The following is a 14,798-nucleotide window of genomic DNA, read 5'->3' as shown; positions in this document are numbered from 1 at the left end:
CATGACTGAAGCCGAAACCGGACTGCTGGCGCCGCCCAGCGGTGACCCTACGTCCACGCTCATCCGGCTCCTTGACCTGGGAGAGCTGGAGGGGGCCCGGACGGATGAAGACATCTTCCTGGGACCGTCGTGGCAGCCGCAGCCCCGTGCGCGCGTGTTCGGCGGCCAGGTGCTGGCGCAGTCGCTGATCGCCGCCATGCGAACGGTGGACCCTGACCGCAATGTCCACTCGATGCACGGCTACTTCCTGCGGCCAGGCGACGCCAACAAGGCCATCACGTTCGGCGTCCAGCGGCTGCGGGACGGCCGGTCGTTTTCGGCCCGCCGTGTCCACGCCTACCAGGAGGGCGTGCCCATCCTGTCGATGATCGCCTCGTTCCAGGACCCGGACGAGGGCCTCGACCATGAATCCACGATGCCTGCCGGCATTCCCGGTCCTGAGTCGCTTCCCAGCACCGCCGAACTGCTGGGCAAATTTGACCATCCCATCGCCCAGCACTGGGCCTATGAACGGCCCTTCGATATCCGGCACGTGGACCCGCCCATCTATGTCTCGGCCAAGGGTAAGCAGGAAGCCCGGAACGCCGTCTGGATGAAGACTTTCGGCCCCATGCCGGACGATCCCAACCTTCACCGGGCCGCCTTGGCCTATGCGAGCGACTACACCCTGCTTGAATCCATCCTGCGCCGGCACGGGCTGAGCTGGATCACGCCCGGCATGAGCGTGGCCAGTTTGGACCATGCCATGTGGTGGCACCGGCCCGCCCGCGTGGATGAGTGGCTTCTTTACGTCCAGGAATCCCCCAGCGCCCAGGGTGCGCGCGGCCTGGCCACCGGAAAAATCTTCAACCAGGCCGGCCAGCACGTTGCCTCGGTAGCCCAGGAAGGCATGGTCCGCGTGCCCACTGACCTGAAGAACAAAGTAGTGGGAGCCGTCCAGTCCAAACTGCTGCAGCACCAGATCCGCAAGGCCGTCCGGGACTGACCTGCCCCTGACGGCCGAAAGGCCGGCACCCCGTAAGGGATGCCGGCCTTTCTGCTGCCTGAATCAGCCGGGATCTACCCGGGGCTGGATCAGTCGCGGGTAAGGCGACGGTGCGTCACGCGGTGCGGCTTGGCCGCATCGGGGCCGAGCCGCTCGATCTTGTTCTCCTCGTAGGACTCGAAGTTGCCTTCGAACCAGTACCACTTGGAGGGGTTCTCCTCGTCGCCTTCGTAGGCGAGGATGTGGGTGGCCACCCGGTCCAGGAACCAGCGGTCGTGCGATACCACGACGGCGCAGCCGGGGAACTCCAGCAACGCGTTTTCCAGGCTGCTGAGGGTTTCGACGTCGAGGTCGTTAGTGGGTTCGTCAAGAAGCAGCAGGTTTCCACCCTGCTTCAGGGTCAGCGCCAGGTTCAACCGGTTGCGCTCACCGCCGGAGAGAACGCCGGCCTTCTTCTGCTGGTCCGGTCCCTTGAAGCCGAAAGCGGCAACGTAGGCGCGGGACGGCATTTCCACCTGGCCGACCTGGATGTAGTCCAGGCCGTCGGAGACAACCTCCCACAGCGTCTTGTCCGGGTCGATACCGCCGCGGCTCTGGTCCGCGTAGGAGATTTTGACCGAATCGCCAACCTTCAGCTCGCCGCCGTCGAGCGGTTCCAGCCCCACGATGGTTTTGAACAGGGTGGATTTGCCCACACCGTTGGGACCAATGACACCAACAATGCCGTTGCGCGGCAGGGTGAAGGACAGGCCGTCGATCAGGGTCCGGTCATCGAAGCCCTTCTGGAGGTTCTTGGCTTCCAGGACCAGGCCGCCCAGGCGCGGGCCCGGCGGAATCTGGATCTCTTCGAAGTCGAGCTTGCGGGTACGGTCTGCCTCGGCAGCCATCTCTTCGTAGCGGGCCAGGCGGGCCTTGGACTTGGTCTGGCGGCCCTTGGCGTTGGAGCGGACCCATTCGAGTTCCTCGGTGAGGCGCTTGGCCTGCTTGGCGTCCTTCTTGCCCTGGACTTCCAAGCGGGCGCGCTTCTTCTCCAGGTACGTGGAGTAGTTGCCCTCGTAGGGGTACAGGTGACCGCGGTCAACCTCGGCTATCCATTCCGCGACGTGGTCCAGGAAATACCGGTCGTGGGTGACGGCCAGGACGGCGCCGGCGTAGCTGGAGAGGTGCTGTTCCAGCCACAGGACGCTTTCGGCGTCGAGGTGGTTGGTGGGCTCGTCCAGGAGCAGGAGGTCCGGCTTCTGCAGCAGGAGCTTGCAGAGCGCCACGCGGCGGCGCTCACCGCCGGAGAGAAGCGTCACGTCAGCATCCGCGGGCGGGCAGCGGAGCGCGTCCATGGCCTGCTCAAGCTGGGAGTCGAGGTCCCAGGCGTCCGCGTTATCAATGGCTTCCTGCAGCTGCCCCATTTCTTCGAGGAGTACGTCGTAGTCAGCGTCGGGGCTGGCCATTTCCTCGGAGATCTCGTTGAAGCGCTGGATCTTGCCGTAGATCTCGCCGACACCTTCCTGGACGTTGCCCAGGACGGTTTTGTCCTCGTTCAGCGGCGGCTCCTGCAGCAGGATGCCCACGGTGTAGCCGGGGCTGAGCCGGGCCTCGCCGTTGGAGGGGGTGTCCAGGCCGGCCATGATCTTCAGGATGGTGGACTTACCGGCACCGTTCGGGCCAACAACACCAATTTTGGCGCCCGGAAAGAAGGACATGCTTACGTCGTCAAGAATGAGTTTTTCGCCAACAGCCTTACGGGCCTTGGTCATTGTGTAGATAAATTCCGCCATGGTTCCAAATCTAGTGGGTTGGCGGGCATAACTCACATTCGGCGACTCAGAGCGCTGCGCCCACGAAGCACTTGCCACTGGCCAGGACCGGGAGGACAGTGACAGTGACCGTGCCGTCACGGATGTGGCCAAGCACGCAGTCCGTGCCCTGCAGCACGGCGGACTCGATGGCGTCAGCCTCCAACCCCGTGGGCGTGCGGCTGGCCGATACTTCCAGCACGGCCGGGGCAACCCCGGCCCCGGTGAGGGCCTCCGCCACCTGGGCCGTGGCCGGCTTGGGGGTCCCGCCCGCGAGCCGGTTCAACGCATCCGTCACCGTCTGTCTCATTGCCGCCGTGGCGGCGCCCTCAGCGGGTGCGCCCACGGACTGCCCGCCGGCAGGTGCCGCACTTCCGCCCGTTCCATCAGGACCTGGCCCGGTGGCCGTAGCGGTGCCAGGCCCGGTGGAGGCCGGCTCCGTCACCGCCGGCGACCCGCCGGTGCAGGCCGTCAGCAGGAGTGCTGTCAGAAGTCCGGCCGCAAGGCATGCCGAGCCCTTGCCCGGGAAGTTCAGGCGCCGCCGGGAAAGTACCGGCAGGCTGGTGACGGGGGTTACCTGCCGGTCTTCGGTCGCGCGCATCATGCCGCCATTCTGCCACGGGGCCTTGCCTGCACCGGAACTGCCGGGGTGCCTGCGGACGGCCGGCACCCCGGCAGCGGCCGTGTTCAACGGTGTTTGCCATCCGCACGGTCAGAGGGCAGAGTCGACGAGTTCGCCGGTTTCGGCGTCCAGCGGGACGTAGTTGCCATCGGCGTCCTCGACGAAAACGGATGACGCCGCGTCGTCGCCGTCAACGGGCTCGCCCTCCTCCGGCTCCCCGCCCTCCCCGTCGGGGTCGGAGGAGCCTCCCTCAGCAACCTGGAGCGGTCCGTTGTTGACCGTCCGGTTGTAGTTGGCCGAACCCCACATGAGGTCGTGCCCCACAGACTCTGCGTCAATCTTGTGCGCGAAGTAGACCCGGCCTTCCTTCTCCCACGTCCGCAGTTTGAGCCGGCCCACCACAATGACGCGCTGGCCCTTCTTGATGCTGCAGCCCATGTTCCCGGCCAGCTGGCGGTATCCCTGGACGGTAAACCAGTTGGTGTGCGTGTCCACCCAGGTGTTGGTCGTGCGGTCGAAGCGCCGGGCCGTTGACCCGAGGCGGAACGAGGCGGTCCCCACCCCGGTAGTGGTGGTGGAGGTCTTGATATCGGTGGCTACAAAGCCCCGGAAGGTCATGTAATCGCTCATTGTCTTGTCCTGTCTCGGAAGGTGGTGCCTTAGCGGCAGAACCAGCTTCGCGCGTATACCGACAGGCCCGGGAGGGGTACGTTCCCGTATGTGCAAAACCAGGCCGCGAATCGCTGTGTTGAGGACAAGTGCCACTGGCGGTGTGGCATTGACCCAGCGGCACGCCGGGCAATGTAAACTTTTTTAGGCGCCGGATTTCAGGTCGTGGCGCCACGTGCCCCAGTAGCTCAGGGGATAGAGCAGCGGCCTTCTAATCCGCCGGTCGGGGGTTCGATTCCCTCCTGGGGCACCAATGTGATGAGTCGGGACCTCCTTCACGGATGAGTCGGGACAGACAGGAACACCCCGGTCTTCGGACCGGGGTGTTCCTGTCTTCAGAACGGCAGCGCCAGGCGCTGAATCAGGTCAGGCGTAAGGCAACACAAGTTCCGCGTAACGTGCCTTGACCGTCTCAATCACAGTGTCGCCGTCGGCGTCCCAGATCTCCTGGTTGAAGATCTCGACCTCGATATCGCCCTTGTACCCGGCGTCCCTGACCCAGGCGGTGATGGTGGCGAAATCAATGACGCCGTCGCCCATAAATCCCCTGGACAGCAGCGGGTCGGCCGCAATGGGCATGTTGAAGTCGCAGACCTGGTAGGACGCAATGCGGTTGTCCCGGCCGGCGCGTTCGATCTGCGCCTTCAGGTCCGGGTCCCACCAGACGTGGAAGGTATCAACGGCAACGCCGACGGACGCCGCGTCAAAGGGCGCCGCGAGGTCCAGCGCCTGGCCCAGGGTGGAGATCAGGGCCCGGTCAGCGGCGTACATCGGGTGAAGTGGTTCGAGAACCAGCCGGATACCGTTCCCGACGGCGAACGGGACAAGATCGGCAAGGCGGTCTGCCACGCGCTGACGGGCCGCCACCACGTCCTTCTCCCCCGGCGCCAGCCCGCCCACCACCAGGAAGAGCTCCGTGGTGTCCAGGGCGGCGGCTTCGAGGATCGCGGCGCGGTTATCGGCCAGGGCTGCAGCCTGGCCTTCAGTGTCGGCGGCCGTCAGGAACCCGCCTCTGCACAGCGAGGAGACCCGGAGGCCGGCGTCCCTGATTAGTTTGGCGGCCTTGTCCACACCGATTTCTTCAACCCGGTCCCGCCACGGGCCGATGGCGGGGACCCCGGCGCGGACGCAGCCGTCAACAACCTGGGCCAGGGTCCATTTCTTGGTGGTCGCGCTGTTGAGTGCCAGGCGTGCGAAAGGGGACGGCTCTGCAGTGAAGGTCATACTCCCACCCCGTTGATGCGCAGGAAATCGGACATCCGGAAGGCAGCCAGGGCCGGGTCTTTCAGCAGCCCTGCCTTGTCAGCCAGCTCGAACGTTGTGGACAGGTGGCACACGGACCGGCCGGAATGGAGGCCGCCCACCATTTGGAAGCCGGGCTGCCTGCCGTTTAGCCAGGACATAAAGGCGATCCCGGTCTTGTAGTAGAACGTGGGTGCACTGAAGATGTGCTTGCCCAGTTCGCGGGTGGAGTCCAGGATGGCCCGCGCTTTGGCGTCGTCCCCGGCGTCGTAGTGCTGCATTGCCACGGACGCAGCAGGGTAGATGGCGGCAAAGATGCCCAGCAGTGCGTCCGAGTGGTGCGTGCCGTCCCCGTCGATGAGCTCGGGGTAGTTGAAGTCGTCGCCGGTGTAGAGGCGGACGCCTTCAGGCAGCGCGGCACGCAGCGCCACTTCGTGCGACGCGTCGAGCAGCGAAACCTTCACACCGTCCACCTTGTCCGCGTTTTCCCGGATCAGCGCCAGGAACGTTTCCGTAGCCTCGGCGACGTCGTCCGAGCCCCAGTAGCCGGCCAGGGCGGGATCAAACATGGTCCCGAGCCAGTGCAGGATAACCGGCTGGTCCACCTCGTGGAGCAGCGTGGAGTACACCTTCAGGTAGTCTCCCGGACCGCCGGCAACGCGGGCGAGGGCACGGGAGGCCATCAGGATGACTTTGGGTCCGGCTTCGCTGACCACGGCGATCTGCTCACGGTAAGCGTCCAGCACGGCCCGGAGCCCGGCCTCACCGGCAGGCAGGGATCCAATGTCCAACTGGTCGGTGCCAGCACCGCAGGAGACGAGATCGCGGACCGTCTTACCGGCCGTGGCGGCGTTGCCGGCTGAGACAACGGACGCAGCCTCCACGCCGGTGCGTTTGATGAGCTGCTGGGTGGCTGCCCAGTCCAGGCCCATGCCGCGCTGGGCGGTGTCCATGGCGTCGGCCACACCCAGTCCGTAGGACCACAGTTCGTGCCGGTACGCCATGGTGGCATCCCAGTCGAGACGGGCCGGAGCCCCGGGTGTGTTGTCCGCGAGGGCTTCGGGGATGACATGCGCGGCGGCGTAGGCGCGGCGGGAGGTGAGCGGGGCTGCGGGGCGGGCCCAGGAGGTGCCGCCCCGCAGGCGGTACTCGCGAGTGCCGCCGTCGTGCGTGGGAAGGATCAGGGAAGTCATCAGAGCGTGATCTCCGGGATGTCGATGGTGCGGCGTTCGTCGTTGGACTGCAGTCCAAGCTCGGCGAGCTGGACACCCCGGGCCGCAGACAGCAGGCCGAAGCGGTGCTCCCTGCCGGCCACAACGTCGCGGAGGAACTCTTCCCACTGCAGCTTGAAGCCGTTATCCAGCTCAGCATTCGCCGGGACGTCCTGCCACTGGTCACGGAAGGATTCGGTGACGGGCAGGTCCGGGTTCCAGACGGGCTTGGGCGTGTGCGCGCGCTGCTGCGCAACGCACTTGTTCAAACCGGCGACGGCGGACCCGTGCGTTCCGTCGATCTGGAACTCCACCAGTTCGTCGCGGTAGACGCGGACGGCCCAGGAGGAGTTGATCTGCCCGATGACCGGCTCCCCGGCAGGGGTTTCGAGTTCGAAGATGCCGTAGGAAGCGTCGTCGGCCGTGGCCTTGTACTCCTTGCCCGCTTCGTCCCAGCGGGCCGGGATATGGGTTGCAGTTTTGGCGCTGACGCTCTTGACCTTGCCGATGATGCCCTCCAGGACGTAGTTCCAGTGGCAGAACATATCCGTGGTCATGCCGCCGCCGTCTTCCTTGCGGTAGTTCCAGGACGGGCGCTGGGCCGCCTGCACATCGCCTTCGAAGACCCAGTAGCCGAATTCGCCGCGGATGGACAGAATGCGGCCAAAGAAGCCCTCGTCCACCAGGCGGCGGAGTTTGACCAGCCCGGGAAGGTACAGCTTGTCGTGGACAACGCCGGCCGTGACGCCGGCCTCCCTGCCGATGCGTGCGAGCCCGATGGCTTCCTCAAGGGTTTCAGCCGTGGGCTTTTCGGTGAAGATGTGCTTGCCCGCCAGCATTGCCTTCCTGAGCGTGGCGGCACGCAGGCTGGTCATGGAGGCATCGAAGATGATGTCCACGGTGGGGTCGGCGATCACGGCGTCAAGGTCAGTGGTCCATTCGGACACCTTGTGAAGCTCCGCAAGTTCCCGAATCCTGGCTTCATTCCGGCCCACCAGGATCGGCTCGACCTGGACTTTCGTGCCGTCCTCGAGGGTGAAGCCACCGGCATCCCGGATGGGCAGGATTGAACGCAGGAGATGCTGGCGATAGCCCATCCGGCCGGTGATGCCATTCATGGCGATGCGGATTGTTTTTGTTTCGAAGCCCATGTGTCCTCCACGGTGAGTTGTTCTCAAACTGAATGGGAAAGCGCATTCCCGCTGCCAACCATGATGCACCAGGGTGCTGATTGTTGGCAAGCGCTTTCCCAATGATTCTGAAACTGCCATACTGGTCGGGCACCATTAATTGCCCGATTCCGCCCAACAGGAGACACCGTGGTTGCAAGTACCCTCACTGAGGTGGCACGCTTGGCCGGCGTATCTCCGGCCACCGCTTCGCGCGTCCTCAACGGCTCCGCCAGGAAGCCCGGCCCGGACATCGCGGAAAGGGTACGCAAAGCTGCCGATTCCCTGGGCTACATCCCCAACGCCCAGGCCCAGGGCCTTGCCAAGTCAAGTTCGGGCCTGATCGGCCTGATCGTCCACGACATTGCCGACCCCTACTTTGCGGCCATCGCACGCGGCGTCCAGGAGGCCGCGCGGGAGCAGGGCCGCATGGTGCTGCTGGCCACCACTGCCGGTGCCCCGGCGGACGAAAAGGAAGCGGTGGCCGCCTTTGCCGCCCGCCGTGCCGATTCGATCGTGATCGCCGGATCCCGCTCCGCGCGCCCCGAGGACCAGGACGGCAATACCGAACTGGCCGCCGAACTGGACCGCTACTGCCGCAATGGCGGGCAGGTGGCGGTGGTGGGTCACGCGGTGGTCGGCGCGTCGGTTGCCGAGGGGTACCACGTACTCACCGTGCCCAATGAGGAGCTGGCCGCCGCACTGGCCACGGAGCTGGCCGGCTCGCGGGATGATCACTTCGTCATCATCGGCGGTCCGGACGGCCTGTTTACCTCGGACGACCGCATACGCGGATTCCAGCGCGGGCTGACCGCGGCCGGGCTGCCGCCGGCAGAAGTCATCCGCACGGATTTCAACCGCTCCGGCGGGTTTGAGGCCGGCCTTGCCCTGGCGGCCCGGATCAAAGCTGCCCAGTCAGACAGCGACGCTCTGCAAGGCAGCCAACGGCTCTGCATCTTTGCCGTGAACGATGTTATGGCCATCGGGGCAGCCGCGGCGCTGCGGTCAGCGGGGCTCCGCATTCCCCGGGATGCCACCATTGCCGGCTTTGACGATATCGAGACCCTCCGTGATTTCCGCCCTGCCCTCTCCACTGTCCACCTCCCCCTGGAGGAAATCGGCCGGCAGGCCACGCGCCGGGCAGCGGGAACGGACAATGACGACGCCGCCCCGCCCGTGAGCGGTCATGTCACGCTGCGGCGCAGCACAGACGTGACCCTCCAGCCCGGCGCTGCGGACTAACCGGCCACCATGAACCCCGGGACTCCTCCCGGCCTGTCAACGGCCGCCGCGCAGTGGACGGACGTCGAGCGGCTGTTCGGCGGCCCGGGCGAGCCGTCCCGCTGCTGGTGCCGGTACTTCGCGCTCACCGGTCCTGAGTACTCCGCTCTGGATCCGGCAGCCCGGAAGGAACAGCTCAAGGAAAAGTTCGACGGCGGTTCGCCCGCGCCCGGTGTCCTCGCCTACCGTGACGGCCAGCCTGTGGGCTGGTGTGCAGTGGAGCCGCGCGAATGTTATCCACGGGTCCGTCGCTCCCGGGTCCTACGGTCGGCTGAGGCCTCGATCAGGGCGGATGCTTCAGCCGCCGCTGCCGAAGCCGCAGCACCGGACAGTTCAGATCGTACGTGGGCCGTAACCTGTTTTGTGGTCGCGGCCGGACACCGCCGCAGCGGCGTGGCAGCCGCCCTGCTTCGCGCCGCCGTCGACCATGCCAGGCTGCATGGTGCGGACGTTGTGGAAGGTTACCCGGTGGACCGCGCGCAGCGGCCCAAAGCAGGCGCCGCCGACCTGTACCACGGCACGCTGGGCCTGTTCGTGGGGGCTGGCTTTGAGGTGGTCAGCACCAGCGTCCCGGGGCGGGCGGTGGTACGCCTGCGCCTCGGCGGTGGCCGCCGTCGTCAATGACGCACCGCGGGCACCGTGGCGCTGGGGCGCGGCGGGCTGACGGGCCGAGCGGGGACATGCCGGGGCTGGCTAGAGTGGCAGGATGGTGAACCGCGAGGTCCTGGCCGCGATCCGCACAGCGCTTATGGAGCAGTCCGATCCCGTACGTGCCGCGGGGGCACAGGCGTACATGAAATCTGACATCCTGTCGCTCGGTGTCAGGGTGCCCGAGGTCCGCCGCCTGGTAGTGGCCGCAGCCGCTGCCTTTCCGTTTGACTCCCCCGAACAACTGCGTGCCACCGTCCTGGAACTGTGGCGGTCAGCGCAGTGGAGGGAAGAACGATATGCCGCGATCGATCTCACCGGGCTGCGGCTGGTTGCCAAAGATCCCCTGATGCTGCCGGTGTACGAGGAAATCATCCGCACGGGAGCCTGGTGGGACTTCGTGGACGGCGTGAGCCAGCGGATCGGGGCGTTGCTGCAGGCACACCGGGCCACAATGGCACCGGTTCTGCGGAACTGGAGCACCGATGAGGACTTCTGGATCCGGCGCGCCGCCATCACCTCGCAGCTGAAGGCTAAAGGCGCAACTGATACCGGTCTGCTGCGTGAAGTGATCGAGGCCAACCTTGCCGATCCAGAGTTCTTCATCCGGAAGGCCATCGGCTGGGCGTTGCGCGAGTACGCAAAAACCAATCCTGCCTGGGTGCGGGGCTTCGTAGCGGAGCACGGCGCCCAGCTGAGCCCCTTGTCCCGGAAGGAGGCCCTGCGCCATCTGAACCCCGGCGGAGCACTGGCCGGGTCCAACGAATCAAGGCAGGGCAGCTAGCCCGGCCGCCGGCCGCCCGGGATTTCAGATGACGGGGCGCTCGATAACCGGCTCGCCCGTTTTGCGGAAGAGCCGCTTGGTGAGCGGATCCATAAAAATCAGGTACAGGCCAAAAAGCAGGCCTGTAATGGCGGCCGCAATCCGGGCCAGGACCAGGGCAAGCCCCAGATCCTCTGTCTGGAGGTAGGGAAAGACTTCCAGCTGGTCCGAGATGGCGTAAATCATAAAGAACGACACGATGAAATACAGCGCCTTGACCTGCCAGTCGTTGCGGATGCCCGTCACGGCAAACAGCGGGATCAGCCACACCACGTACCAGGACTGGATCATCGGGGCCAGCACCACCACCGCTGCGAAGGCCAGCGTCAGGCGCCGGATCAGGCGCTCGTGCTCACCCCTGAAAATCAGGAACGCGACGATGCCCACGGCCAGTACCTTGCCGGCGTCGAACACCCAGCCTGCCAGGGTCCACCCGTCGAGCCCGAACGCGTTCAAGATCGTGGCGACCACCAGGCCCACCAGCCCAACCGGCGCGTACCAGATGAAGATGCTGCCGGGGGCGGAAAGGCCGTTGATCCAGCCGAAGCCGAAGCCATTGACCAGGCTCAGCGCGTACAGCAGGGCAAGGCTTAGCCCGCCGGTGAGCGCCCAGAAGAGGAACTTTCGGCCCCAGCCGGCGTTTTTTCCGGCCCAGATCAGTCCGATGAACGGCAGGAAGACCACGGTGATGGGCTTGACGGAGATGGAGAGCGTCACCAGGACGATTCCCAGCACGACGCGTTTGGTGGCGGCGTAATACAGCCCGGCCAGCGCTAGTCCGATCATCAGGGCGTCATTGTGGACGCTGGCAATGAAGTTGGTCAGGAACAGCGGGTTTGCCGCGGTGAGCCAGAGCGCCCGGTGCGGATTGATGCCGTGGAGCTCGGCAAGCTTTGGCACGTAGATGATGCAGAGCACCACGCCGGCCAGCGCTACGAGCCGGAACAGCATCACGCTGGCTTCGGGATGGACGTTGGTGGACCACACCACAAACTGCTCAATCCAGAGGAAAAGTTGCCCGTACGGAACGGGGGCTTCGGTCCACAGCCGGTCAGCCCCAAGCTGGAAGTAGTTGGACAGCGCCGAGATGCCGTTCTCATACGGGTTGAAACCCTCCACCATCAGCCTGCCCTGGCCGATGTAGGCGTACACGTCGCGGCTGAACAGCGGGACACTGATCACCATCGGAAGTCCCCAGGCCGCGACCGCCTGCAGGGTCGCCCTGCGGGCTGCGGGTCCCCAGACCCGGACGCGCTGGCCCAGCCGAAGCCAGGCGCGCACCAGGAGCATGCCGCCGATGGCAACAAGCACAATGGACAGGGCAACCCCGATGGCCTCAGTGCGCATCCAGATAAATACCGGCACCCTGCGGAGTTCGGAAACCGGCGCCAGCCAGCCGACGCCTATTGATCCGATCGCCATAAAGACCGAGCCGAGGAAACCGGCCAGGATCGGGGAGCGGGGGTTGTCCACTTCGGCCGCAGCCGGCCCGGGGATCACAGCGGCGGCCATCTCCCCCGTTGCAGGCACACGCGCCGTCATCTCAGGATCGTCCCATCTCTTTGCTTCAGCGCTTCGGTCCGGCGGGCCGCGGCAGCCGCCCGGGCCGCGCAAGGCATGTACAGCGGCCGGAGTACCAGCCCCTCTGTACCCGAAATCCTAGCATCGGACCGTTGCACGGAAGCTAAACGGTAGGCTGGTCCGGTGCCTATATCTAACGAACGCATCGTCTGGATCGATTGCGAAATGACCGGCCTGGACATCAAGAACGACGCCCTGATCGAGGTGGCGGCGCTGGTGACAGACTCGGAGCTGAACATTCTGGGCGACGGTGTCGACGTGGTGATCAAACCCGAGGATGCCGCCCTGGCCCAGATGAACGACTTCGTCCGGGACATGCACACGCGGTCCGGGCTGCTGGAGGAACTGCCGCACGGAAAGACCATGGCCGAGGCCGAGGCCGCGGTGATGGAGTACATCGAAAAGTGGGTGCCGGACCCCCGCAAGGCCCCGCTGGGCGGCAATTCCGTGGGCACCGACCGCGTCTTCCTTTCCCGCGACATGCCCGCCGTCGTCGAACACCTGCACTACCGGGTGATTGACGTCAGCACCATCAAGGAACTCTCACGGCGCTGGTACGCCCGGGCATATTTCCAGTCGCCGGCTAAGAAGGGCGGCCACCGCGCCCTCGGGGATATCAAGGATTCCATCGACGAATTGCGCTATTACCGCGAGGCCGTGTTTGTGCCGGCGCCGGGACCCGACAGCGCCACAGCCCGCGGGATCGCCCAGCGGGTGACCGGCGGGGCGTCCGCACCGACAGAGTAATCTCCGTCACGTTCCAGGGAATTTTCCGTGAAAACCCCAAAAATGGCGCAAGCATCCCTTAACAGCAGGTAAGCTATTTGAGTTGCCTTTCCAGAGGACCGGGTCACCGGAACTCCTGCAGGGCACATGGTGGGCTTAGCTCAGTTGGCAGAGCGCCTGGTTGTGGTCCAGGAGGTCGCGGGTTCAACCCCCGTAGCTCACCCTTAGAAGGCGGCAGCAGCAACCGTCCGATTGGAGGCCGTACCGGATATCCGGTACGGCCTTCTTTTTTTGCACAAATACCGGCGTTACGCCGCCCGCACGAAAGGTCATCCGCAATGACAGTTCTGCCGATCACGATCTGGGGAGAACCGGTGCTCCACCGCCGCGCCGCCGAAGTGGAAGTGTTCGACGACGAACTGCGCACCCTGATTGCCGATATGTTCGAAACCAACGACGCGGCCAACGGCGTGGGCCTGGCCGCCCCGCAGGTAGGTGTGGGTAAAAGAATCTTCGTCTATAAATTCGCCAACGACGACGGCGCTCCTCCAGTCGGAGTGCTCGTCAACCCGGTGCTGACGCTCTCCAAGGTTTCCGGTGCGCTGCCCGACCCCGATGAAGAGGAAGAAGGCTGCCTCTCTTTCCCGGGCGGCCAATACCCGCTCAAACGCGCCGAATGGGCCAAGGTGCAGGGCTTCGACGGCCACGGACAGCCGGTCGAGTTCGAAGCTACTGGCTGGTTCGCACGCGTCATCCAGCACGAGTACGACCATTTGGACGGCAAGCTCTATGTGAACCGGCTCCTGGACCGCTACTCCCGGAAGGCCATGAAGCTGGCCAAGAAGAGCGGTTGGGGCGTACCCGGACTGACCTGGATGCCCGGCGTGGACCCCGACCCGTTCGGCCACTAGGGCACACAGGCAGGGGATCCTGCCTTAACGTTCACTGTGCCGCGATGGTGGGCTGCTCCGGACACGAGTCCAGGACCCGGTTCATGGCATCCTTCTCAGGCTGGGTGACCCACAGCCCGTACGACGCCTTCACGGAGATCTGGCGGGCCACGTAGTGGCAGCGGATATTCTTGTTCTTCGGCAGCCAGGTGGCTGCGTCCCCCGCACTCTTTTGCTGGTTGGCGGGACCGTCTGCGGCGATCAGGTTGAGCGGATCGTTCGCCAGGCTGAGGCGCTGCTGCGGCGACAAGGACTGGGCGCCTTTCTGCCACGCGTCACCGAGCGCCACAACGTGGTCGATCTGGATTTCCTTGCTGCTCTCCGGTCCGCGCCGGAAATCCACGGCCTTGCCCGTGTACGGCTCCACAATGGTGCCCGAAGCGACACGGCATTTTGACCCCTCCATAAAGCCGACTGACGCGAGGTCGCGGCGGAGGATGTCATTGCGGGTATCGCAGCCGTTGCGATCGACATCCTGCCACGCCTGCCCGAATGCCTCGCGGGAGTAGTGGTCCTTCGGTGCACGGCCTTTGACACTCAGCCCGGCCAGGGCCGCACGGGCGCTCCCCTGCGGGACGGCGTGCACAGGCACCACCGGCTTCATCCAGCTGCCGTCAAATACGGGTGCATGGCCGGGTCCGTCAGCAGCGGGCTCCGCGGCGGCGAACTGGCCGGCGGTAAAAAACCACACCGCAGACCCCAGCACGGACACCGCAAGTGCCGCGAGCAAAGCCCAGGCCTGCCGCGATCGGCGCCGGGCACGGCGGTAGGCGCCCCAACTGACCGTCATGGGCAACAGACTATTCCGGGAATCCCGCGCACCAGAAGAGCCTAGGCCACCCCACTGACAGCCGGAGGGTTATCCACAGTGGGGAGGAAGAGTGACCCGGATCTATAGCTCCCGGGACACCCGCCGGAGATCCTCTTCCGCCAGGTGGAGGAGGCTCTCCAACTGCCGGACGCGGTCCTCGCCGACATCACCGGCAGCCAAGGCAGCTCGTGCCTGCTCCAGTAGCCTGACGGCCTCTTTGTGGTTGGCCTTGGCGACGTCGAAGGCGTGTTCAAGGGTGGTGTCGTGGAGAGTTTCGTTATCCATGGCAC

The 14,798-nt window shown here is 65.4% G+C and carries 15 protein-coding genes and 2 tRNA genes; 8 read left to right on the top strand and 9 right to left on the bottom strand.

Features of this window, described 5'->3' with window-relative positions; genetic code table 11:
* Position 1 precedes the first annotated feature (1 nt).
* A complete protein-coding gene (locus tag GUV69_RS02195; RefSeq protein WP_164199323.1) occupies positions 2–985 on the top strand; it encodes an acyl-CoA thioesterase in 984 nt (327 codons plus the stop codon).
* 89 nt (positions 986–1,074) lie between these two features.
* Here the strand turns inward: GUV69_RS02195 and ettA are convergent, their stop codons facing one another.
* The 3 genes from ettA to GUV69_RS02180 form a co-directional block, all read right to left on the bottom strand.
* The gene (gene ettA / locus GUV69_RS02190) at positions 1,075–2,757 is read right to left on the bottom strand and encodes an energy-dependent translational throttle protein EttA (protein ID WP_164199321.1); all 1,683 of its coding nucleotides are present in this window, start codon (positions 2,755–2,757) and stop codon (positions 1,075–1,077) included.
* A gap of 46 nt (positions 2,758–2,803) precedes the next feature.
* Complete coding sequence (locus GUV69_RS02185) at positions 2,804–3,379, bottom strand: DUF6993 domain-containing protein (RefSeq protein ID WP_244292591.1); 576 nt, start codon at positions 3,377–3,379, stop codon at positions 2,804–2,806.
* Positions 3,380–3,487: 108 nt separating this feature from the next.
* Positions 3,488–4,027: a single-stranded DNA-binding protein gene (locus tag GUV69_RS02180; protein ID WP_164199319.1), complete on the bottom strand. Its 540-nt coding sequence runs from the start codon at positions 4,025–4,027 to the stop codon at positions 3,488–3,490.
* 216 nt (positions 4,028–4,243) lie between these two features.
* On the opposite strand from GUV69_RS02180, the gene GUV69_RS02175 reads away from it, so the two are divergent.
* Positions 4,244–4,319: transfer RNA gene (locus GUV69_RS02175), tRNA-Arg, on the top strand.
* Positions 4,320–4,432: 113 nt separating this feature from the next.
* On the opposite strand, the gene GUV69_RS02170 is transcribed toward GUV69_RS02175, so the two are convergent.
* The 3 genes from GUV69_RS02170 to GUV69_RS02160 are packed head-to-tail and all read right to left on the bottom strand — an operon-like array spanning position 4,433 to position 7,670.
* Positions 4,433–5,290: a sugar phosphate isomerase/epimerase family protein gene (locus tag GUV69_RS02170; protein WP_164199317.1), complete on the bottom strand. Its 858-nt coding sequence runs from the start codon at positions 5,288–5,290 to the stop codon at positions 4,433–4,435.
* Complete coding sequence (locus GUV69_RS02165; RefSeq protein ID WP_164199315.1) at positions 5,287–6,501, bottom strand: dihydrodipicolinate synthase family protein; 1,215 nt, start codon at positions 6,499–6,501, stop codon at positions 5,287–5,289. The genes GUV69_RS02170 and GUV69_RS02165 overlap by 4 nt, the downstream gene beginning before the upstream one ends.
* Entirely contained in the window at positions 6,501–7,670 is a 1,170-nt protein-coding gene (locus tag GUV69_RS02160; RefSeq protein WP_164199313.1) for a Gfo/Idh/MocA family protein, read from the bottom strand. Before GUV69_RS02160 ends, GUV69_RS02165 begins: the two co-directional genes overlap by 1 nt.
* Before the next feature lie 168 nt (positions 7,671–7,838).
* On the opposite strand from GUV69_RS02160, the gene GUV69_RS02155 reads away from it, so the two are divergent.
* The 3 genes from GUV69_RS02155 (at position 7,839) to GUV69_RS02145 (ending at position 10,401) form a co-directional block, all read left to right on the top strand.
* Positions 7,839–8,930 carry a LacI family DNA-binding transcriptional regulator gene (locus tag GUV69_RS02155; RefSeq protein ID WP_164199310.1) on the top strand — a complete coding sequence of 364 codons (1,092 nt, stop codon included), beginning with the start codon at positions 7,839–7,841 and terminating at the stop codon, positions 8,928–8,930.
* A gap of 9 nt (positions 8,931–8,939) precedes the next feature.
* A complete protein-coding gene (locus GUV69_RS02150; RefSeq protein ID WP_164199308.1) occupies positions 8,940–9,593 on the top strand; it encodes a GNAT family N-acetyltransferase in 654 nt (217 codons plus the stop codon).
* Between the two features lie 82 nt (positions 9,594–9,675).
* Entirely contained in the window at positions 9,676–10,401 is a 726-nt protein-coding gene (locus GUV69_RS02145; RefSeq protein ID WP_164199306.1) for a DNA alkylation repair protein, read from the top strand.
* Between the two features lie 24 nt (positions 10,402–10,425).
* Here GUV69_RS02145 and mptB read toward each other — a convergent pair whose 3' ends face one another.
* The gene (gene mptB / locus GUV69_RS02140) at positions 10,426–11,982 is read right to left on the bottom strand and encodes a polyprenol phosphomannose-dependent alpha 1,6 mannosyltransferase MptB (protein ID WP_167525075.1); all 1,557 of its coding nucleotides are present in this window, start codon (positions 11,980–11,982) and stop codon (positions 10,426–10,428) included.
* A gap of 162 nt (positions 11,983–12,144) precedes the next feature.
* On the opposite strand from mptB, the gene orn reads away from it, so the two are divergent.
* From orn to def, 3 genes are all read left to right on the top strand, one after another.
* Complete coding sequence (gene orn, locus GUV69_RS02135; protein ID WP_164199304.1) at positions 12,145–12,768, top strand: oligoribonuclease; 624 nt, start codon at positions 12,145–12,147, stop codon at positions 12,766–12,768.
* A 129-nt stretch (positions 12,769–12,897) separates the two neighbouring features.
* A tRNA-His gene (locus GUV69_RS02130) sits at positions 12,898–12,970 on the top strand.
* A 115-nt stretch (positions 12,971–13,085) separates the two neighbouring features.
* Complete coding sequence (gene def, locus GUV69_RS02125) at positions 13,086–13,658, top strand: peptide deformylase (RefSeq protein ID WP_164199302.1); 573 nt, start codon at positions 13,086–13,088, stop codon at positions 13,656–13,658.
* Positions 13,659–13,689: 31 nt separating this feature from the next.
* Here def and GUV69_RS02120 read toward each other — a convergent pair whose 3' ends face one another.
* Positions 13,690–14,487, bottom strand: coding sequence for an HNH endonuclease family protein (locus GUV69_RS02120; RefSeq protein WP_164199300.1), 798 nt, complete (start codon positions 14,485–14,487; stop codon positions 13,690–13,692).
* 102 nt (positions 14,488–14,589) lie between these two features.
* Entirely contained in the window at positions 14,590–14,793 is a 204-nt protein-coding gene (locus GUV69_RS02115; protein WP_164199298.1) for a hypothetical protein, read from the bottom strand.
* Positions 14,794–14,798: the final 5 nt, after the last annotated feature.

The sequence above is a fragment of the [Micrococcus luteus] ATCC 49442 genome (genome assembly GCF_010367585.1).
GTDB classification, from domain to species: Bacteria; Actinomycetota; Actinomycetes; order Actinomycetales; family Micrococcaceae; genus Arthrobacter; species Arthrobacter luteus_A.
This window is presented reverse-complemented; position numbering and strand designations above follow the sequence as displayed.

Excerpts from the sequence above, each read along its gene's own strand:
- mptB (WP_167525075.1), bottom strand. The coding sequence starts at position 11,982 with ATGACGGCGCGTGTGCCTGCAACGGGGGAGATGGCCGCCGCTGTGATC.
- GUV69_RS02185 (WP_244292591.1), bottom strand. The coding sequence starts at position 3,379 with ATGATGCGCGCGACCGAAGACCGGCAGGTAACCCCCGTCACCAGCCTG.
- GUV69_RS02195 (WP_164199323.1), top strand. The coding sequence starts at position 2 with ATGACTGAAGCCGAAACCGGACTGCTGGCGCCGCCCAGCGGTGACCCT.
- GUV69_RS02160 (WP_164199313.1), bottom strand. The coding sequence starts at position 7,670 with ATGGGCTTCGAAACAAAAACAATCCGCATCGCCATGAATGGCATCACC.
- ettA (WP_164199321.1), bottom strand. The coding sequence starts at position 2,757 with ATGGCGGAATTTATCTACACAATGACCAAGGCCCGTAAGGCTGTTGGC.
- GUV69_RS02120 (WP_164199300.1), bottom strand. The coding sequence starts at position 14,487 with ATGACGGTCAGTTGGGGCGCCTACCGCCGTGCCCGGCGCCGATCGCGG.
- def (WP_164199302.1), top strand. The coding sequence starts at position 13,086 with ATGACAGTTCTGCCGATCACGATCTGGGGAGAACCGGTGCTCCACCGC.
- GUV69_RS02180 (WP_164199319.1), bottom strand. The coding sequence starts at position 4,027 with ATGAGCGATTACATGACCTTCCGGGGCTTTGTAGCCACCGATATCAAG.
- GUV69_RS02165 (WP_164199315.1), bottom strand. The coding sequence starts at position 6,501 with ATGACTTCCCTGATCCTTCCCACGCACGACGGCGGCACTCGCGAGTAC.
- GUV69_RS02115 (WP_164199298.1), bottom strand. The coding sequence starts at position 14,793 with ATGGATAACGAAACTCTCCACGACACCACCCTTGAACACGCCTTCGAC.
- GUV69_RS02145 (WP_164199306.1), top strand. The coding sequence starts at position 9,676 with ATGGTGAACCGCGAGGTCCTGGCCGCGATCCGCACAGCGCTTATGGAG.
- GUV69_RS02150 (WP_164199308.1), top strand. The coding sequence starts at position 8,940 with ATGAACCCCGGGACTCCTCCCGGCCTGTCAACGGCCGCCGCGCAGTGG.
- GUV69_RS02170 (WP_164199317.1), bottom strand. The coding sequence starts at position 5,290 with ATGACCTTCACTGCAGAGCCGTCCCCTTTCGCACGCCTGGCACTCAAC.